The sequence below is a fragment of the Janthinobacterium sp. SUN073 genome, from assembly GCF_030397665.1.
Taxonomy (GTDB): domain Bacteria; phylum Pseudomonadota; class Gammaproteobacteria; order Burkholderiales; family Burkholderiaceae_D; genus Janthinobacterium.
The window spans coordinates 1195595-1214697 of the sequence record NZ_JAPUBT010000001.1 but is presented as its reverse complement, the minus strand read 5'-3'; the positions used below and the strand labels follow the sequence as shown (position 1 = coordinate 1214697).

Annotated in this window: 15 protein-coding genes; 10 read left to right on the top strand and 5 right to left on the bottom strand. The window is 65.6% G+C overall.

What is annotated here, in order from left to right:
• Positions 1-22: 22 nt before the first annotated feature.
• The 4 genes from O0882_RS05515 to O0882_RS05500 all read left to right on the top strand — a co-directional run bounded on the left by O0882_RS05515 (position 23) and on the right by O0882_RS05500 (position 8616).
• The gene (locus O0882_RS05515; RefSeq protein WP_099762169.1) at positions 23-388 is read left to right on the top strand and encodes a response regulator; all 366 of its coding nucleotides are present in this window, start codon (positions 23-25) and stop codon (positions 386-388) included.
• A 26-nt stretch (positions 389-414) separates the two neighbouring features.
• Positions 415-1020, top strand: coding sequence for a chemotaxis protein CheW (locus O0882_RS05510; protein WP_354670242.1), 606 nt, complete (start codon positions 415-417; stop codon positions 1018-1020).
• Positions 1020-3257, top strand: a complete 2238-nt coding sequence (locus O0882_RS05505) for a methyl-accepting chemotaxis protein (protein ID WP_289945980.1) — start codon at positions 1020-1022, stop codon at positions 3255-3257. Before O0882_RS05510 ends, O0882_RS05505 begins: the two co-directional genes overlap by 1 nt.
• 73 nt (positions 3258-3330) lie before the next feature.
• Entirely contained in the window at positions 3331-8616 is a 5286-nt protein-coding gene (locus O0882_RS05500) for an Hpt domain-containing protein (RefSeq protein WP_289945979.1), read from the top strand.
• Between the two features lies 1 nt (position 8617).
• Here the strand turns inward: O0882_RS05500 and O0882_RS05495 are convergent, their stop codons facing one another.
• The gene (locus O0882_RS05495) at positions 8618-10081 is read right to left on the bottom strand and encodes a deoxyribodipyrimidine photo-lyase (RefSeq protein WP_289945978.1); all 1464 of its coding nucleotides are present in this window, start codon (positions 10079-10081) and stop codon (positions 8618-8620) included.
• A gap of 385 nt (positions 10082-10466) precedes the next feature.
• Between O0882_RS05495 and O0882_RS05490 the strand changes: the two genes are divergently transcribed.
• The 6 genes from O0882_RS05490 (at position 10467) to O0882_RS05465 (ending at position 15210) form a co-directional block, all read left to right on the top strand.
• Positions 10467-11069, top strand: a complete 603-nt coding sequence (locus O0882_RS05490; protein ID WP_101484723.1) for a YqgE/AlgH family protein — start codon at positions 10467-10469, stop codon at positions 11067-11069.
• The gene (ruvX, locus tag O0882_RS05485; protein WP_232730726.1) at positions 11066-11464 is read left to right on the top strand and encodes a Holliday junction resolvase RuvX; all 399 of its coding nucleotides are present in this window, start codon (positions 11066-11068) and stop codon (positions 11462-11464) included. Before O0882_RS05490 ends, ruvX begins: the two co-directional genes overlap by 4 nt.
• Positions 11465-11503: 39 nt before the next feature.
• On the top strand, positions 11504-12028 hold the full coding sequence (gene pyrR, locus O0882_RS05480) for a bifunctional pyr operon transcriptional regulator/uracil phosphoribosyltransferase PyrR (RefSeq protein WP_289945977.1): 525 nt from the start codon (positions 11504-11506) through the stop codon (positions 12026-12028).
• On the top strand, positions 12021-12986 hold the full coding sequence (locus O0882_RS05475; RefSeq protein ID WP_289945976.1) for an aspartate carbamoyltransferase catalytic subunit: 966 nt from the start codon (positions 12021-12023) through the stop codon (positions 12984-12986). The genes pyrR and O0882_RS05475 overlap by 8 nt, the downstream gene beginning before the upstream one ends.
• A gap of 24 nt (positions 12987-13010) precedes the next feature.
• Positions 13011-14312, top strand: coding sequence for a dihydroorotase (locus O0882_RS05470; RefSeq protein ID WP_289945975.1), 1302 nt, complete (start codon positions 13011-13013; stop codon positions 14310-14312).
• Positions 14313-14460: 148 nt separating this feature from the next.
• A complete protein-coding gene (locus O0882_RS05465) occupies positions 14461-15210 on the top strand; it encodes a lysophospholipid acyltransferase family protein (protein ID WP_289945974.1) in 750 nt (249 codons plus the stop codon).
• Here O0882_RS05465 and O0882_RS05460 read toward each other — a convergent pair.
• From O0882_RS05460 to O0882_RS05445, 4 genes are read right to left on the bottom strand one after another with little or no spacing between them, the layout of a single operon-like run.
• Positions 15200-15964 carry an ABC transporter permease gene (locus O0882_RS05460; protein ID WP_289945973.1) on the bottom strand — a complete coding sequence of 255 codons (765 nt, stop codon included), beginning with the start codon at positions 15962-15964 and terminating at the stop codon, positions 15200-15202. The genes O0882_RS05465 and O0882_RS05460 overlap by 11 nt on opposite strands.
• 2 nt (positions 15965-15966) lie before the next feature.
• Entirely contained in the window at positions 15967-17211 is a 1245-nt protein-coding gene (locus O0882_RS05455) for an ABC transporter substrate-binding protein (RefSeq protein WP_289945972.1), read from the bottom strand.
• 17 nt (positions 17212-17228) lie between these two features.
• The gene (locus O0882_RS05450; protein WP_289945970.1) at positions 17229-18023 is read right to left on the bottom strand and encodes an ABC transporter ATP-binding protein; all 795 of its coding nucleotides are present in this window, start codon (positions 18021-18023) and stop codon (positions 17229-17231) included.
• A complete protein-coding gene (locus O0882_RS05445; RefSeq protein ID WP_289945968.1) occupies positions 18020-19102 on the bottom strand; it encodes an acyl-CoA dehydrogenase family protein in 1083 nt (360 codons plus the stop codon). The genes O0882_RS05450 and O0882_RS05445 overlap by 4 nt, the downstream gene beginning before the upstream one ends.
• Position 19103: the final 1 nt, after the last annotated feature.

The following is a 19103-nucleotide window of genomic DNA, read 5'->3' as shown; positions in this document are numbered from 1 at the left end:
TGACAACGCAGCAAGGAAGCAGATGGCCATACACACAATTCTGATCGTCGATGACTCGGCGACAGAACGCTACTACCTGAGCGAGATGCTGGTGCGTGCCGGTTATGCCGTCTTTACGGCGCAGGACGGCGCCGACGCGCTGGCGCAACTGAAGCAGGCCAGGCCCGACCTGATCCTGATGGACGTGGTGATGCCCGGTGCGAATGGCTTCCAGATCACGCGCGCGATTGCGCGCGATCCCGAACTGCAGGACGTGCCGGTGATTATCTGCTCCAGCAAGAGCCAGGAAACGGACCGCATCTGGGGCTTGCGCCAGGGCGCGCGCGATTACCTGGTCAAGCCGGTGGTCGAAGCCGAGTTGCTGGCCAAGATCGCCGCGCTTTCCTGAGAATGCAAACGATGCCAGGTAACGGCGTGTCCACCGCGGCCTTTTCGCCTGCCGCTGCCGCCATGCCATCCTTCGAGACGGGCGCGCGGCAGGGGCGCTTGCGCCAGTATCAGCTGCAATTGATCGAGCGGATACAGGCCGCGCGCAGCGGCGCGCTGGCGGCGCGCAAGGAATTGGGCGTGATGCTCGGTGGCCAGCCGTGCCTGCTCGACCTGACGCAGCTCGGTGAAATCGTCATCGCTGCCGGGGTGCAGATCCAGGGCGTGCCGCTGGCGCAGGACTGGTACCTGGGCCTGGCGGCCATGCGCGGACGCCTGACGGGGGTCGTCGACCTGGCCCGCTACATGGGCGAACCGGCCTGCACGCCTGGCAATCACTGCCGCATCATCACCTTTTCTCCCCGCCTGGGCCTCAATTGCGCTGTGCTGGTCGAGCGCGTGCTGGGCTTGCGCCAGCTGCGCACGATGCAGCCCGTCTCCGTGCCGCATGCACCGCCGTCGTGGGCGGCGCAGGCGCTGCGCGACAGCGAAGGGCAGCAGTGGCTGCGCCTGGACCTGGCGCAGCTGGCGCAAGCGGAACGCTTCCTCGATGCTGGCTTTGACGGCTTCCCTGTACACAAGGATATTTGCTGATGGGCGCCCATTCCCCCATTCTGGCGGCCGGCATGCCCGAAGCGGAGCACGCGCCCGGCGAGCCGGGATCGGCGGGCGACCTGCCGCTGCGCCTGCGCGACGCGCTGGGACGGCGCAAGTCGCTGGCCAGCACGCCGGTGCGCGACTTGAAGCTGCCGCTGATCGGCCATTTTCCGCTGCAAAAGCAGTTGAGCATCCTGTCGACGGTGATGGCCCTGAGCCTGGCCGCCAGCCTGCTGTTCGTCGGCCTCAACACGCGCAGCGGCAATATCGCCTCGGCGCAGACGCAGCTGGCCAGCGACGCGCTGATGCATTCGCAGCGCATCGGCAAGGCCGCGCCGAACGCCGTGCAAGGTAATCCTGAAGCGTTTCGCCAGCTCGAGGAAAGCCGCAATGAACTGAACCAGGATTTCCGCCTGATGCTGCGCGGCGGGACGTATCACGGCCGCGATATCGGCGAGTCGCGTTCCGGCCTGCTGGCGGCGGTGGCCGACGCGCGCAAGAAGTGGGCCAGCAGCGACCGCGCGGCCAGCACCATCTTGCGCCTGAAAACGGAGCTGGGTGAATTCGACAAGACCTTGCAGCAATTGAACGCGCTGTCGCCGGCACTGCTGGCGCAGACCGAGGAAATCGCGGCGCTCAAGGTGCAGCGCGGCGGTAACGCGCGCGACCTGGCCGTCATCGGCCGCCTGATGATGCTGAGCCAGCGCATGAGCCGCAGTGCCAGCGAGTTCCTGTCGTCGGGCAGCATCAGCTCGGAAACGGCATTTTCGCTGGGGCGCGACACGACGTATTTCCGCACCGCCGTCGAAGGCCTGCTCAATGGCAGCATGTCGCTGCAATTGGCGCCCACGCGCGACGCCGAACTGCGCGACCGGCTGGTGGCGCTGAAAGCCAGTTTTGACACTTACCAGAAGCTGGTCTCGTCAATACTCGACCGCCTGGATAAATTCAGTGCGGCGAAAAGCGCCGAACAGCTGATCTTCAACGAGAACGAAGACCTGCGCCAGCGCTTGACCCTGCTGCAGCAGATGTACCACGTGAACCAGGAAACGCTGGGCATGGCCTTCTGGATGATGGTCGGCGGCGTGTTGCTGACCCTGATCGCGGCGGCAGGTATCGGCCGCGTGCTGCTGCAGGACTCCGTCAACCGCACGCGCGACGCCGAGCGGCGGCGCCAGGAAGCGGAAATCCTGCGCCTGCTGTCGCAGGGAAAAGAGGAAGAGGCGAAGGCCAGGAATGAGCAGAATCAGGCGGCCATCCTGCGCCTGATGAACGAATTGCAGAAGGTCGCCGACGGCGACCTGACGGTACAGGCTACCGTGTCGGAAGACATCACGGGCGCCATCGCCGATTCCGTCAACTATACGGTCGAGGAATTGCGCGGCCTGGTGGGGAGGGTGACGGCGACGGCCGAACAGGTCAACCGCGCCTCGACGCAGGCGCAAAGCATCTCCAGCAAGCTGCTGATCGCGTCGCAGCAGCAGTCGCGCGAAATCCAGGGCGTCAGCGCCACCGTGGTCAAGATGGCCAATGCGATTACCGACGTGTCGAAGTCGGCCAGTGTTTCGGCCGACGTGGCGCGCCAGTCGGTGGCGGCGGCGCAGCAGGGTTCGACGGCAGTGGAAAACGCCATCAAGGGCATGCATGAAATCCGCGAGCAGATCCAGGATACCTCCAAGCGCATCAAGCGCCTGGGCGAATCGTCGCAGGAAATCGGCGAAATCACCGAGCTCATTTCCGACATCACCGAGCAGACCAACGTGCTGGCGCTGAACGCCGCCATCCAGGCTGCGTCGGCGGGCGAAGCGGGGCGCGGCTTTTCCGTCGTCGCCGAGGAAGTGCAGCGCCTGGCCGAACGCTCGGCCGCCGCCGCCAAGCAGATCGGCGCGCTCGTGCGCACCATCCAGGCCGATACCCAGGACGCCACCCGCGCGATGGAAAAATCCACGCACGGCGTGGTCGAGGGCGCACGCCTGTCCGACGCGGCCGGCGCGGCCTTGAACGACATCAGCCAGGTCTCGAAACACCTGGCCGAACTGATCCAGGGCATCTCGTTTGCCACCGGCACGCAGGCCGGTTCGGCCAGCGGCGTGGCCTTGAATATCCAGCATATCCTGAGCGTGACGGAGCAGACCCAGGATGGCACGCAGCAAACGGCGCAGTCGATCCACAAGTTGTCGATGCTGGCGCAGGAACTGAAAAACTCGGTGTCGCGCTTCCGCGTCGCCGCCTGAACGCCGCGCCAGTCCAGGCGCGGCGTGTTGTGCGTACCGATTTTTGCGCTACGATTTCTTTACCGAGGCATGCATGAGCACACCTGATAGTCCGCAGCAGTCCAAGCCGTTCGACAGCGAGCCGTTGTCGTGGGTGATGGTGGAAATCCGCGAAGCGCTGGGCCGTTCGAAAACGGCGCTGTTCGAGGCGGGTGGCCGCGAGCGCGAGGAACGCGCCACGGCCCTGCAGCATGCACGCTCGCACCTGCACCAGGCGCATGGTGCGCTGGTGATGGTGGACGTGGCCGGTGCCAGCCTGCTGACGGATGGCGCGGAACAGGCATTGGCGCGCTTTCGCGACGGCAGCCTGGAATACACGATCGACCATGCGCAGATCGTCGCCCGGCTGTATCAGGCCCTGACCGAATACCTGGAAGACCTGGTGGCAGGCACACCGCCGCAGCCGACGCGGTTGTTCCCCTACTACCGCGACCTGCAAACCATGCTGGGCGCCGAACGCATTCACCCGGCCGACCTGTTTTTCCCGCCTTCATCGATGCTGGAAGGGCAGGCCATCGCGCTGGCGGAATCGCCGCCGGCAGCCGATTATCCCGCCTGGCGCGGGCGCTTTGAAAAGTCGTTGCTGCCCTTCCTGAAAGCGCAGGATGAAGCGGCGCGGCGCCAGCACGCCAGCGACTTGCATGCCACCCTGACCCTGGTGGCTGACGCGCAGCAGGAAGCGCCGGCGCGTACCTTCTGGTTCGCCATGCAGGCGTTTGCGGGACTGGCGGCCAGCGGCGAGGGCATGGGCACGCTCAACGTCAAACAGTTGTTCGGCCTGATCAACCTGCAATTGCGCCGCCTGGCGCAGGGCACGGCCAGCCTGCCCGAAGCGATGCTGCGCGACGCCCTGTTCTTCATCGCTGCGGCACCCGAGCCGACGCCGGAGGCACGCCAGCTGCGTGCCGCCTTCGCGCTGGACGGCATGGTGCCCGCCGACCTGGAAACGCGGCGCTACGGCCAGGTCGACCAGGAAGCCTTGCACGGCGCACGCACGGCCCTGGCGCAGGCGCGCGCCAGTTGGAGCCGTCTGGCGCAAGCCGACCTCGATCCTGCCCTGGGCGACGCATTCGAACAGTCCTTGCAGCAGGTAGCGGCACAGACCGACATTCTGCGGCAGCCAGCCCTGGCCAGCCTGCTGCGCGAATGCGCGGCCGTGGCGCGGCTAGCCGTGACCAGCGGGCGCAGTGCGGCCCTGGAGAATGAAATCGGCATGGCGCTGCTGTTTGCCGACACGGGACTGGAGCAGGTGCGCCGCCTGCCCGACGATTTCGCCGGCAATGCGGAAACCATCGCCGCGCGCCTGCAGGCGCTGCTCGCTGGCGAAGCACCGCCGCCCGTCACGGCCGGTGAGCTGTCGCGCCAGATCGAGCAGGGCCAGACCGTCGCCGCGCTGGCCGAGGACATGAAGTCGGGCTTGCGTCAGGTGGAAAAGGTGCTCAATGCGTATTACGCGGATGCGGCGGGGGCGGGGATGGGAACCCTCGACGGCGTCGCCCCCGTGCTGGAGCAGTTGCAGCGGCAGCTGGCCGGGCTGGGACAGGAAGACGCCCGCGCCGCCGTGCTGCAGGTCGATGCGGCCGTGCGGCAGCTGGCCGGTGGCGACGCCAATACGCCAGCCAATGCGGAGGCGCACGCCGGGGCGCTCGACGAGATCGCGCAAAATGTCAGCGCGCTGGGATTTTTTGTCGATATGCTGGGCCGCAACGCGCAAGCGGCCAGCGGGCGTTTCCATTTCGATGCCGCCGCCGGCACCTTCCGCGCCCTGCCATTTGAAAAAGTCGCCGCCGCCGGCGTCGTGCCGGTACCCTTGCTCGACCAGGCCCTGGCGCCCGCCGCGCCTGCCGGCCTGGAGGCCGCGCCGGCAGTGACCGATGTCGACGCGGAGATGCTCGACATCTTCATCGCCGAAGCGCGCGAAGTGCTGGCCTTTATCGACACCACGCTGGCCCTGCCGCGCGAGCAGGCCGCCAGCGGCGACCACCTGGCCATGCTGCGCCGCTCTTTCCACACCCTCAAAGGCAGCAGCCGCATGATCGGCCTGGCGCAATTTGCCGAGGCGGCTGGCTCCATCGAGCGTGTCATGAATACCTGGCTTGCCGAAGCGCGCCCTGTCAGCGATGATCTGTTTACCCTGCTGAATTACGGCTGGTACCAGCTCAGCGAATGGGTGGCCGAACTGGAAGGCGGCGCGGGGCGCGAGCGCGAGGCTGGCATGCTGCTGGCGGCGGCCGAGCGCGTGCGCGACGGCGGCCCGTTCGAACTGCGCAAGCCTCGCCCGGCATCGGCCGCACCGGTGGCCAGCAACGGCAATGTGATCGGCTTTCCGTCCGCCACGGCGCCCGCCGCCCACGAAGCGCCTGACGATAACCTCAAGCACGTTGGTGAACTGCGCGTCAGCCTCCCCTTGTACAACATTTACCTGGCCGAGACGGATGAATTGCTGCGCGTGCTGACGCGCGACTTCGGTGAATGGCGCCATGAACGGCGCGCCGTCAGCGCGGAGGCGCTGCAAGCCGTGCATACGCTGGCGGGAACGTCGGGCACGGTGGGCTTTCAGTCCCTGCGCGACCTGGCGCACGCGCTGGAAACGGTGATCGAAACGGTGGTGCCGCCGCTGGCCGGCCTGCGCGCCGAACAGCACGACGTGCTGGAACAAGCCACGCAGCGCATCGGGCAAATGCTGCAGGCGTTTGCGCTGGGCGACCTGGCGCCAACGCAGCCGGACATGATCGAAGCGCTCAACACCCTGTGGCGCACCCTGACGGCGCCGCCCGGCGAGAGCCAGGAAGACCGGCTCGACGCCCTGTTTGCGGCCGCCTACGCCAGCATCGTCGGCGTGCCGGCGCAGCCTGCCGAGCAGCTCGCCGAAGTCCCTTTGCCCCAGCTCGAGTCCCTGTTCGAAGCGGCGTATGCGAGCATCGTCGCCGACGCGCTGCAGCCGGCCGCTGCCGAAGTGCCGGCACCGGCGCCGGCGCAGGACACTGGTGTTGGCGACGACCTGTTCGACGCCGGTTTCGAGCACGCGCCGCCGTTGGAGCATGCGGCGCCGGAAGCGCCGGCGCCCGCCATCCTCCCGGCCGATGCGGCCGCGCTGCTGGCGGCCAGCGCCGGCATCAGCGATGAACTCGACCTCGATTTATTGTCCGTCTTCCTGGAAGAGGGCGCCGACCTGCTGCCGCAGATCGGCGAGGCGCTACGCAGCTGGCAGCAACAGCCGCATGACAGCGGCCAGGCGCAGATGCTGCTGCGCACCCTGCACACGGTCAAGGGCAGCGCACGCATGGCCGGCGCCATGCGCCTGGGCCAGCATGCGCATGAAATCGAGACGCATATCGAAAATATGCTGCACGCTGGCACCGCCACGCCGCAGGCCTTTGAGGAATTGCTGGCCCACTACGACCATGCGCTGCACCTGTTCGAACAGCTGCAGCAACCCTTGCTGCCCTTGCCGGGCATGGAGGATACGCCGGCCGCCGAACCGAAGGCGGCGCTGGTGCGCGTGCGCGCCGATATTCTCGACCGCCTGGTGAACCAGGCCGGCGAAGTGTCGATCACGCGTTCTAAAATGGAAAATGAAGTTGGCGTGCTGGGCGCTTCGCTATCCGAATTTTCCGACAACCTGGCGCGCCTGCGGCGCCAGCTGCGCGAAGTGGAAATGCAGGCCGAATCGCAGATCGCCTCGCGCATGGCCGTCGGCAGCGAGCGCGAATTCGACCCGCTCGAATTCGATCGCTTTACGCGTCTGCAGGAACTCACGCGCATGATGGCCGAAAGCGTCAACGACGTGGCCTCGTTCCATGAAAACCTCAGCCTCAGTGTCGACGCGGTGACGGACGACCTGGTGCTGCAGGCACGCCTGACGCGCGAGCTGCAGCGCGACCTGATGCAGATCCGCATGGTGCCGTTTGCCAGCATCGCCGAACGGCTGTTCCGCGTGGCGCGGCAAAGCGCCAAGGAAGTCGATAAGCGCGTCAACCTCGACATCCGCGGCGGCGGCGTGGAAATCGACCGCAGCGTGCTCGAACGCATGGCGGCACCGTTTGAGCACCTGCTGCGCAACGCCATCGTGCACGGCGTCGAGCCGCGCGAGGCGCGCCTGGCTGCGGGCAAGAGCGAAACGGGCGAGCTGCTGGTGCAGGTCAGCCAGCAGGGCAATGAAGTGGCGATCGCTTTTTCCGACGATGGTGCGGGGCTGGACCTGGAACGCATCCGCGCCAAGGCGCACGGCGCCGGCCTGGTGGCGACAGACGCGCCACTAAGCGACGCGCAGGCGGCCGAACTGATTTTTACGCCCGGTTTTTCCACCGCCGACAGCCTGACGGAACTGGCAGGGCGCGGTTTTGGCATGGACATCGTGCGCTCCGAAGCGCTGGCCCTGGGCGGAAGAGTGGAAACGCTGACGCAGGCGGGCCAGGGCATGCGCTTCACCATCCACTTGCCGCTGACCCTGGCCGTGACCCAAGTGGTGCTGCTGGCGGCGAACGGCAAGACGTATGCCTTGCCATCGGTGCTGGTGGAACAGGTGCTGCACCTGAAAGGCGAGCAGCTGGAGCAGGTGCGGGCGGCCGGGCACATCGAGTCGCATGGGCAGTCGCTGGCGCTGCACCACCTGTCGGCCATGCTGGGCGAGACGCCGGCGGCGCAGGCCACGCAGCGCCATGCGCCCGTGCTGCTGCTGCGGAATGGCAATGACAGGCTGGCGCTGCAGGTCGATGACGTGGTGGGCAACCGCGAAGTCGTGGTCAAGCATGTGGGCCCGCAACTGGCGCGCATGCCGGGCATCGCCGGCGCCACGGTGCTGGGCACGGGCGACATCGTGCTGATCCTCAATCCGGTGGCGCTGGCGCAGCACCTGGAGCATCACCCGGAACTGTTGTCGCAATATGCGCTGGCCAGCAGCGAACAGCATGCCGCTTCCAGTGCGCTGTCCGCGCCAGCCGTGCGCGTGATGGTGGTCGACGATTCGCTGACGGTGCGCCGCGTGATGCAGCGTTTGTTCGAGCGCGAAGGCTATCAAGTACTGCTGGCCAAGGATGGCCTCGATGCGCTGGAGCAGCTGCATGCGCTGGAACCGGCTGCCATGCCGGCCGTGCTGCTGGTCGACGTGGAAATGCCGCGCATGGACGGTTTTGACCTGACGCGCAATGTGCGCAGCGATGACAAGACACGTGCCATCCCTGTCATCATGGTCACCTCGCGCAGCGCCGACAAGCATCGCGCGCACGCGTTCGAGCTGGGCGTGAATGCGTATTTCGGCAAGCCGTTCCAGGAAGAGGAATTGCTGGCGGAGGTGGGGCGCTTGCTGGCGGAGGCCTGAGCTACGCCACCACCTTCACCACCGCATAGCGCTCCAGGGTCTCCTTGCGCGCCTCATCGTGCTGCACCAGCGGCTCCGGATAGTCGCGTCCCAGCACGATGTTTTTTTGATCGAGCAGCATGCGCGGCACCAGCCAGGGCGCGTGGATTTCCTTGTCTCCCAGCGCCTTCAGCTGCGGCAGGTAGCGGCGGATGAAGCGTCCGTTCGCATCGAATTTTTCCGACTGCGTGATGGGGTTGAAAATGCGGAAGTAGGGCTGTGCGTCGCAGCCGGACGAGGAGGCCCATTGCCAGCCGCCGTTGTTCGACGCCAGGTCGAAGTCATTCAGGTGCAGCGCGAAATACGCTTCGCCGCGGCGCCAGTCGATGCCCAGATCCTTGATCAAAAAGCAGGCCGTCACCATGCGCAGGCGGTTGTGCATATAGCCCGTCTGGTTCAGCTGTGCCATGGCCGCGTCCACCAGCGGATAGCCGGTGCGTCCCTCGCACCAGGCGGCAAAGGCGGCATCGGCTTCGGGGCCGGTTTCCCAGGCGATCGCGTCGTAGGCCGGCTTGAAGGCGCCGCCTTCCACATGCGGGTTCTGGTACAAAATCATGGCGTAGAAATCGCGCCAGATCAGTTCGGCCAGCCACACGGGCGCGCCGTCGCCGCCACCGCCCCGGTCCATCAGGTCGACCACGCTGCGCACCAGGTAGCGCAGCGACACGGTGCCGAAGCGCAGATGCATGGACAAATACGAGGGCCCCTTCAGGGCGGGGAAATCGCGCGCCACATCATAGCGGGCCAGGCGCGGCAGGAAATCCTCGAACAGTGTGCTGGCGCCCGACATGCCGGTGGGAATGGCCAGTTCGGCCAGGTTGCTGGCCTCGAAACCCAGCTCCCCCAAGGCGGGCAGCGGGGCCGGCGTGCCGCTGCGCGGCGGCGCCAGGCTGGCCGCATGCGGTTCGATAGCGAACGGCGCCAGGCAGTCGGGTTCGGCGCGCATTTTCTTCAGCCAGGCATTCTTGTACGGCGTGTAGACGGTATATGGCTTGGCCGAAAGCGTCAGCACCTCGTCTTTTTCAAAGATGACCTGGTCCTTGAAGCTGAACCACAGGCGCGTCTCGTGCGTGAGCGCGGCCGCTACCTTGGCGTCGCGGGCGATCGCTTGCGGTTCGTAGTCGTGGTTGGCAAACACGGCGTCGGCGTTCAGCTCGGCGGCCAGGCGCGGGATGGCTTCGGCGGCGTCCGCGTGCAGCACGATCAGGTCGCCGCCCAGCTGGCGCAGCTCGTCAGCCAGTTCGGCCACGCTGGCATGGATGAAATCGACCCGCCGGTCACGGCGCGGCAGCGCTGCCAGGATGGACGTGTCGTAGACGAAGACACAATGCACGGCCTGGCTCTGGCGCAGGGCGTGATGCAATGCAGCATGGTCAAATGCGCGCAGATCGCGCCGGAACCACACCAGGGAAGTCTTGATTGTCATTATTTTGCGTGTTCAGGGTCAAAGATAGCCATTTTTTGCCGCCAACAGGGCTTTATGGCCGCGCGCGTCGTGCCTTTGGCGTCGCTGCGGCGGCAATTCAGTGTAAACTAGCGGGTGTGTTCGTGGTGGTTTATGTGCGACAGCGATTGTGCAATCAATTTTACAATTGGCATTGAAATGCGTCGGCAGGCAAAGCGAATTGACCATTAATTTACAACATAACAAGAATAGCGCCTGGCATCACGGTGCGCGCCGCCCAGCATTCGCGGCAGCTTGCGCCAGGCGTACGATAGCGGGGTAAGCGAGACTTGCCAGCAAGCCCACAGAGAGAGCATCGCGTATGAAAAAGAGTAAAATTGACCAGACTCTACCAGGACATCGTTTGATGCAGGGTGTGGGAGAGCCGGCCGCGACCGGTTCCTCCACCTTGAATCTGGCCAACCATTTCCTGATCGCGATGCCGGCCATGCAAGATCCGATCTTCGGCGGCACGGTCGTGTACGTCTGCGAGCACAATGAAAACGGCGTGCTGGGCGTCGTCATCAACAAACCCACCGACATGACCATGGAAGTGCTGTTCGACCGCATCGACCTGAAACTGGCGGCCGGCAGCGACACGCCCATCATCAACGAACCGATCATGTTCGGCGGCCCCGTGCAGGACGACCGCGGCTTCGTGCTGCATACGCCGGGCGCGCACTATTCCTCGTCGCTGACGGTGACCGATGAAATCGCATTTACCACCTCGATCGACGTGCTCGAAGCCGTCGCCAAGGGCGATGGTCCCGAGCGCATGCTGGTGTCGATCGGCTATTCGGGCTGGAGCCCGGGCCAGCTGGAAGACGAGATCGGCCGCAACGGCTGGCTGACGGTGGGTGCCTCGGCCGACATCCTGTTCGACTTCCCCATCGAGCAGCGTTACGTGGCGGCCATCAAATTGCTGGGCATTGATCCCCTGATGCTGGCATCGGAAGCCGGACACGCATGAGCGGTGACGCCATCGACACCATCCTCGCCTTCGATTTCGGCTTGAAACGCATCGGCGTGGCCATCGGCAATAGCATGATTTGCCAGGCCAAGCCGCTCAGCGTGATCACGGCCACGGCGAATGAGCCGAAGTTTGCCGCCATCGATAGCCTGATCAAGGAGTGGGGCGCGAGCCGCATCGTGGTGGGCTTGCCCAGCCATCCGGATGGCACCGAACATGAAATGAGCGCGCGTTGCCGCCGTTTCGCCAACCAGGTGCATGGCCGCTTCAACCTGCCGGTGGAACTGGTCGACGAACGTTATTCCTCGGCCGTCATCGCCGCCAAACGCGGCGAAGTCATCGATGACCGCGCCGCCGCCATCATCCTGCAACAGTATTTCGACGCGAATTATTAATCTGACCTTAGACTCCCTCCCTGAATGATTAAGAACTCTATGCCGCATCCTACGAATCCTTCCCAACTCGACGCCGAGGCCCTGTACGCGGTCTTGCTGCAGCAGGTGCAGAGCGGCCTGGCGGGCATCCCCAACGTGGCCATCGTCGGCATCCATTCGGGCGGCGCCTGGCTGGCCGAACGCCTGGCGCGCGACCTGAAACTGGTCGACCGCCTGGGCGTGCTCGACGTGTCGTTCTACCGTGACGACTTCGCCCAGAAAGGCCTGCATGCCGACGTCAAGCCGACGCAGATCAGTTTTGACGTGGCCGGCGCCACCATCCTGCTGGTCGACGACGTGCTGTACACGGGCCGCACCACGCGCGCGGCCATCAATGAATTGTTCGACTATGGCCGTCCGGCCAAGATCATGCTGGCCGCCCTGGTCGACCGCGGCGAGCGCCAGCTGCCGGTGGCCGCCGATTTCGTGGCTGCCTTCACTGCCGTGCCGGCGGGCCAGGCCCTGGTCCTGAAGCAAGCCGACGATGGAAAATTCACGCTCACCCTAGATACCCACCATGCTTAATCCGCAACTGAATAAACACGGCGAACTGCAACATCTGCTGACGATTGAAGGCCTGCCGAAGTCTATCGTCAACCACATCCTCGATACCGCTTCCTCGTTCGTCGGCATTTCCGACCGCGATGTGAAAAAGGTGCCGCTGATGCGCGGCAAGAGCGTTTTCAATCTGTTCTTTGAAAACTCCACGCGCACCCGCACCACCTTCGAGATCGCCTCGAAGCGCCTGTCGGCCGATGTCATCAACCTGAACATCCAGGCCTCGTCGGCCAGCAAGGGCGAGTCCCTGCTCGACACCATCGACAACCTGACGGCCATGCATGCCGACATGTTCGTCGTGCGCCACGCGCAGTCGGGCGCGCCCTACCTGATCGCCAAGCATCTGATCGACACCAGGCAGCCGCACGTCCACGTCGTCAACGCGGGCGACGGACGCCATGCGCACCCGACCCAGGGCTTGCTCGACATGTACACGATCCGCCACTACAAGAAGGATTTCACTAACCTGACGGTGGCCATCGTGGGCGACATCCTGCACAGCCGCGTGGCCCGTTCCGACATCCATGCGCTGACCACGCTGGGCGTGCCGGAAGTGCGCGCCATCGGCCCGCACACCCTGCTGCCGGGCGGCCTGGAGCAAATGGGCGTGCGCACCTTCACCAACATGGATGAAGGCTTGAAAGGCGTGGACGTGATCATCATGCTGCGCCTGCAGAATGAACGCATGAGCGGCGCGCTGCTGCCATCGGCGCAGGAATATTTCAAGAGCTATGGCCTGACGCCCGAGCGCCTGGCGCTGGCGAAACCGGACGCCATCGTCATGCATCCGGGTCCGATGAACCGCGGCGTGGAAATCGATTCGGCCGTGGCCGACGGTCCACAGGCGGTGATCCTGCCGCAGGTGACGTTCGGTATCGCCGTGCGCATGGCGGTGATGAGTATTTTGGCTGGTAATCAGGGCTGATAGCCCAAGGACGAGTAAGCGAGCATGACGACACTACATATCAAGAACGGCCACCTGATCGACCCTGCCAACGGCATCGATGGCTTGCAAGACCTGTTTATCGCCGACGGCAAAGTGCTGGCCGTGGGCAGCGCCCCGGCCGGTTTCAAGGCCGATACCACCTTTGATGCGGCCGGCCTGGTGGTGTCCCCCGGTCTGGTCGACCTGTCCGCGCGCTTGCGCGAGCCGGGCTACGAATACAAGGCGACGCTGGAGTCGGAACTGCAGGCGGCCCTGCAGGGCGGCGTCACGAGCCTGGTCTGCCCGCCCGACACCGACCCGGTGTTAGATGAGCCGGGCCTGGTGGAGATGCTGAAATACCGCGCCAAGACGCAGAACAAGGCCCACGTGCACCCGCTGGGCGCGCTGACCATGGGCTTGAAAGGCAAGTCGCTGACGGAAATGGCGGAACTGACGGAAGCGGGCTGCATCGGCTTCGCGCAGGCGGAAGAGCCGATCGAAGACACCACCGTGCTGCTGCGCGCGATGCAGTACGCGAACACCTTCGGCTACACCGTCTGGCTGCGCCCGCAGGATCCGCATATCGGTCGCGGCGGCATCGCCCACAGCGGTCCGCTGGCCTCGCGCCTGGGCCTGTCCGGTGTCCCCGTGATGTCCGAAACCATCGCCCTGCACACGATCTTTGAATTGATGCGCGCCAGCCGCGCGCGCGTGCACCTGTGCCGTATCTCGTCGGCGGCTGGCCTGGAACTGATCCGCGCCGCCAAGGCCGAAGGCTTGCCCGTCACCTGCGACGTGGGCGTGCACCATGTGCACCTGACGGACGCCGATATCGGCTTTTTCGATTCGAACGCGCGCGTCACGCCGCCGTTCCGCAGCCAGCGCGACCGCGATGCGATCCGCGCCGGCCTGTTGGACGGCACGGTCGACGCCATGTGCTCGGACCATACGCCCGTCGACGATGATGAAAAACTGCTGCCGTTCGGCGAAGCGTCGCCCGGCGCCACGGGTCTGGAACTGCTGCTGTCGCTGGCCCTGAAATGGGCCGACGACTATGCGCTGGCGCAGCCGCAAGCCGGCGCCCGTCCACTGGCGCGCGCCGTGGCCAAGGTCACGTCGGACGCGGCCAGGGTCGCCGGCATCCCGGCCGGCAGCCTGGCCGTGGGCGAAGCGGCCGACATCTGCGTCTTCGATCCCGCCGCACGCTGGACCGTGTCGTCGGCGTCGCTGGCCAGCCAGGGCAAGCACACGCCTTTCCTCGGCTATGAGCTGAGCGGCATCGTCAAGGCGACCATCGTGGCTGGACGGGTGGCGTTTCAGCGTTAAATATTTGTATCGGAGCCGTAGGTCGGATTAGCGGTACGCGTAATCCGACAAGTCCCATGGCGGCTCCTGTCGGCTTACGCAGCGCCTCGCGGGCGCTGCTAAGCCGACCTACGCGGCCGTATGGCTTTGCTTCCAACCTTGGTGTCATTTGAAACTTCTGCTTACCTACCGCCTCGCGCGCATCGCCATTCACCTGAGCTGCGGCATGGCCAAGAGCGCCGTGCTGTTCCCCTGGCTGGACCTGGAGGGGCGCAACCGGCGCATCCGCCGCTGGTCGACGCAGCTGCTCGACATCTGCGGCGTGCACGTGGCGCTGCCGGCCGACAGCGTGCCGGCACTCGACCATGCGATGGTGGTGGCGAACCACGTTTCGTGGCTCGACATCTTCGTCATCAATGCCGTCCACCCGTGCCGTTTCGTCGCCAAGGCGGAAATCCGCGCCTGGCCCATCCTCGGCTGGCTGGCGGGGCGCGCCGGCACCATCTTTATTTCGCGCGGCAGCAAGCGTGACCTGCGCCTGATTTTCCAGGGGCTGGTGGATAAATTGACGGCGGGCGAACGCATTGCGTTCTTCCCCGAAGGCACGACCGCCGCGCAAGGGCGGATTTTGCCGTTTCACGCGAATCTGTTCGAGGCGGCCATCGATGCGCAAGTACCGGTGCAGCCGTTCGCGCTCGTGTATGTGGATGACAAGGGGGCCTTGCATCACGCCGTCGACTTCATCGGCGACATGAGCTTTGCGCAAAGCATGGTGGCGATCCTGAGCGGTCCCCCCATCACGGCGCGCCTGACCTGCCTGGCTTCCGTTGCTACGGCCGACGCGCACCGGCGTGAGCTGGCGGCGGCAACGCAGGCGGCGGTGGCCGCCGCGCTGCCGCTGGACCAGCTTAATTCTTGACGTGCAGCCAGCGCGCGTGGGCGGCGCGGGCCAGGTAGTCGAGGATAAAACCTAAAATCCCGATCAGCACGATGGCGGCCATCAGCTCCGAATACGCCAGGCGGTCGCGCGTATCGAGGATGAAGTAGCCGAGACCGGCCGACACGCCCAGCATTTCCGCCGGCACCAGCACGATCCAGATGATGCCGATGGCCAGGCGCACGCCCGTCAGAATATCGGCAGTAATGCCCGGCAAAATCACTTTGAAGACGATCTCGCTGCGCGTGGCCGACAGGCTGCGCGCCAGTAGCAGCCAGTTCGGGTCGAGCCGCGCCACGCCGGCCGCCGTATTGAGCAGGATCGGCCAGACGGCCGCAAACGCCAGCAGGAAGTACACGGGCGCGTCACCGACGCCCAGCACCATCACGGCAATCGGCATCCACGACAGCGGCGAAATCATGCGCAGCAGCTGGAACAGCGGCATGGCCGCGCCGGAAAAACTTTTCGACATGGCCACCAGCACGCCCAGCGGCACGCCGATGATGATCGCCAGCCCCAGGCCGACAGCTACCCTTTGCAGGCTCAGTACCACGTGCAGCCAGATATCCGAACCGCCCAGCATTTCCCGGAACGCCAGCGCCGTGGGCAGCGGCGCGAAGGCGGTGGCGATCGGTGTGGATTTCTCCAGCGCCGTCACGCCCATGGACCACAACAGCAAGGCACAGGCCAGCCCCACCAGGGGCAGGCCGAACTTCGTGAACAACTTCTTTGCCATCGTCAGACCGCCACGGTTTCGCTGCGCAGCAGATTGGCCGGCAAGCCGAAGGCGGCCGGGCCACCGACTGCCGTGATGGCCTTGCGCACGAAGCGGTCATCGACCAGGTCGCGCGCGGCGAATTTCGGATCGAGATTGGCCAGGAAGCGCGTATCGCCTTCGACCTTGGTGCGACCGATGGCACGCACCAGTTCTTCCGTGTACGAGGCAAATGGATATGGCTGGAAGTCGATGCGGCGCTGCTGCCAGTTCTTGTGCACGATCAGGCCCTGCTTTTCGTAGCTCGCGTAATCGGTGGTGGCCAACACCTTGGTCAGCACCTGCAGCGGATGCGGCGTGTAGCGGTGCTCGCCCACGTTCGACAGCAGCTTGGCCGTGTCGACCTGGTTCGAGCGCGTCCAAAGCTGCGCTTTGACGATGGCGTTGGTCACCTTCTGCGCCCATTCGGGACGCGTGTTGATGTCGCGCTCGGACAGGAACGTGACGCAGCACGCATGGTTTTTCCACACGTCGCCCGAGAAGCGCAGGATTTTGCCGATGCCGGCGTTTTCCGCCGCCGCATTGAACGGCTCGGCCACGATGTAGCCGGCAATCGACTTGCTGGCCAGGGCCGAGACCATTTCAGCCGGCGCCAGCACGATCAGGTTGACTTCATTCGATTTGATGGTCGCGTTGCGCGCGCGCGTGACCGGGGTCAGGCCATTCGAGGACAGGATTTGCTGCAGCAGGATGTTGTGGATCGAGTACCAGAACGGGATGGCGACCGTGCGCCCGCCCAGGTCGGAGACCTTGTTGATCTCGTTGGCCACCGTCAGCGCGGAGCCGTTGACGTGGTTCCAGGCGACGACTTTGGCGGGGAACTTGGCGCCGTAGCGCACCCACAGGGTGGCCGGCGACAGCAAATGGATGACGTTGACCTGGCCGGCGACGAAGGCTTCGATGATCTGCGCCCAGCTGCGGAACAGGCGCGGCGTTTCCGCCTGCAAGCCTTCCGCTTCAAACAGCTTGCGGGCGTGGGCGACGAGCAGCGGAGTGGCGTCGGTGATCGGCAGGTAGCCGATTTTCACCGGCTGGTCGTCGCCTTTCGGGCCTTGCTGGGCCATGGCGTCGCCGGCGAACAGCAGGGGCGAAGCGACGCTGGCCGTGGCCAGGGCCGACATGCGCAGGAAGTCGCGCCGTGTCAGGCCGCAGTCGCAATCGGAGGAGGCGCAGATATGCAGGGGTTTGTTTTGATCTTCGAATGTCATGGGAAAGTTCCGGTCGATTAGTGGGGAGCAAAGGCGGGCGTTTGATCCTGCTTTTGCAGCGCCTGCAGGGCGTCGAGGATGTCCATCTTGAGGGCGATCACTTCGGCGCTGTGGCCGATGCGCGGCTGGGCGATGGCAACGGGCCATTCGCGCACGATGTTGCCGGGCTTGCCACCCATCAGCAAGATGCGGTCGGCCACCAGGATCGCTTCATCGATATCGTGCGTGACGAGCAGCACGGCCGTGTGCCAGCGGTGCACCACGTCGACGAGCAAGGATTGCATCTCGGCGCGCGTGATGGCGTCGAGCGCGGAAAACGGCTCGTCGGCGAACAGCAGTTCCGGTTCGCGCGCCAGCGCGCGGGCCAGGGCCACGCGCTGCGCCATGCCGCCCGACAGCGCGGACGGATACAGCTTTTCGCGGCCCTTCAAACCCACCGCTTCGATGGCTTGCGCCACGCGCGCCTGGTGCGCTTCGCGCGTGAGCTGCGGCTGGTGCTTGAAGTCCAGGCCGAAGCCGGCATTGCCCGTGACGTTCAGCCAGGGGAGCAAACTGGCTTGCTGGAAGACGAGGGCGCTGCGCGGGTCCGGTTCGCGCATGGGAGCGTCGAGGAATTGAATTGCTCCCGTGGACGGCGGCTGCAAGCCGGCCAGCACGCGCAGCAAGCTCGATTTGCCGCAGCCGCTGCCGCCCAGCAGGCAGACGATTTCGCGCTTGCGCACGCCCAGCGAGACGTGCTGGAACACGGGTGCCGTGCCCGGATAGGCGTAGCTCAGGTCCTGCGCCTGCAAGGCCCAATCAGCAACGTTCATGCCGATGCTCCCGCCTTGGCCGCCTGCTGGCTGTCGAACAGCTGCAAGGCTGCCTGCAATTGCGTCAGGCTGGGAGTGACGATGGGGATGAACGACGATTCGCGCCAGCGGCGCGCAAAGCCCTGCTGCTCCGCGTTCAGGTAGGCGCGTCCGCCCATCGCCTGCAGTTCCAGCATCAGGGCCTGCTGCAGCACATCGGCCAGTTGTATGCGCAGGCGGAACATGGCCGGCGCCTGCGTCTTGAAGCGGCCATCGTGCACGCCGGCCAGCAAGGTGTCGACAGCAGCCTCCAGGGTGGCTTGCAGCGCTTCGATGCGCGGCGTGAGCGCGTTGCGCGAGCCGGCCGAGATCTGCGCCGCCTTTGCCAGGCTGGCGCGCGCCAGGCCGATCGACAGGCCGCACTGCATGCCGAGGAACGAGGGGCGTACCTGCGGCAGCCAGGCCGGCGCATTGTCGCTGATGATGTCCGCAGCGGGGATGTGCACCTGCGTCAGCTTGACGGAGGCGGTATTGCTGCCGCGCAGGGCGATCAGGTCCAGGTCGTCGCTGCGCTGCACGCCCGGCGTGCCGCTGTCGAAGGCGACGATGGCGGGTGGCGCGCCGTCGTTCGGCGCCACGGCGGCGGCCGCGACAAAGCCCGCCTTGCGCAAGTTCGTTACCCAGGCCAGGCCGCCGTCGACCAGCAAGCCGTCATCCTGGCGCACGCCCGTGATTTGCAGCTGCTCGATGCCAGACAAGAATTTCATGGCGTTCGACAGGCCGCTGGCGCCTGCCTGCGTGCCAGCCAGCAGGCCGGGCAAGCGGCGCTCGGCCAGCGCGCGGTTCTCGCTTTGCAGCAGGAATTCGATGAAGCAGCGCTGGCCCCAGAAGACAAAGGCCGCCGTGACCGATTGCTCGGCGACGTTGGCGATGGCGTCGATGGCGTCGCGCACGTCGCCGCCCGCGCCGCCGTGTTCCTGCGGCACGCCGATGGCCAGCAACTGGTCGCCGGCGAGGGCCGGCAAAACGGTTTCAGACAGTTCCGACGATTGATCGAGCTGGTCGGCATGCATGTGCAGCCAGTGATTGAGGTGGCCCATG

Excerpts from the sequence above, each read along its gene's own strand:
- O0882_RS05515 (WP_099762169.1), top strand. The coding sequence starts at position 23 with ATGGCCATACACACAATTCTGATCGTCGATGACTCGGCGACAGAACGC.
- O0882_RS05505 (WP_289945980.1), top strand. The coding sequence starts at position 1,020 with ATGGGCGCCCATTCCCCCATTCTGGCGGCCGGCATGCCCGAAGCGGAG.
- O0882_RS05500 (WP_289945979.1), top strand. The coding sequence starts at position 3,331 with ATGAGCACACCTGATAGTCCGCAGCAGTCCAAGCCGTTCGACAGCGAG.
- O0882_RS05495 (WP_289945978.1), bottom strand. The coding sequence starts at position 10,081 with ATGACAATCAAGACTTCCCTGGTGTGGTTCCGGCGCGATCTGCGCGCA.
- O0882_RS05490 (WP_101484723.1), top strand. The coding sequence starts at position 10,467 with ATGCAGGGTGTGGGAGAGCCGGCCGCGACCGGTTCCTCCACCTTGAAT.
- ruvX (WP_232730726.1), top strand. The coding sequence starts at position 11,066 with ATGAGCGGTGACGCCATCGACACCATCCTCGCCTTCGATTTCGGCTTG.
- pyrR (WP_289945977.1), top strand. The coding sequence starts at position 11,504 with ATGCCGCATCCTACGAATCCTTCCCAACTCGACGCCGAGGCCCTGTAC.
- O0882_RS05475 (WP_289945976.1), top strand. The coding sequence starts at position 12,021 with ATGCTTAATCCGCAACTGAATAAACACGGCGAACTGCAACATCTGCTG.
- O0882_RS05470 (WP_289945975.1), top strand. The coding sequence starts at position 13,011 with ATGACGACACTACATATCAAGAACGGCCACCTGATCGACCCTGCCAAC.
- O0882_RS05460 (WP_289945973.1), bottom strand. The coding sequence starts at position 15,964 with ATGGCAAAGAAGTTGTTCACGAAGTTCGGCCTGCCCCTGGTGGGGCTG.
- O0882_RS05455 (WP_289945972.1), bottom strand. The coding sequence starts at position 17,211 with ATGACATTCGAAGATCAAAACAAACCCCTGCATATCTGCGCCTCCTCC.
- O0882_RS05450 (WP_289945970.1), bottom strand. The coding sequence starts at position 18,023 with ATGAACGTTGCTGATTGGGCCTTGCAGGCGCAGGACCTGAGCTACGCC.
- O0882_RS05445 (WP_289945968.1), bottom strand. The coding sequence starts at position 19,102 with ATGGGCCACCTCAATCACTGGCTGCACATGCATGCCGACCAGCTCGAT.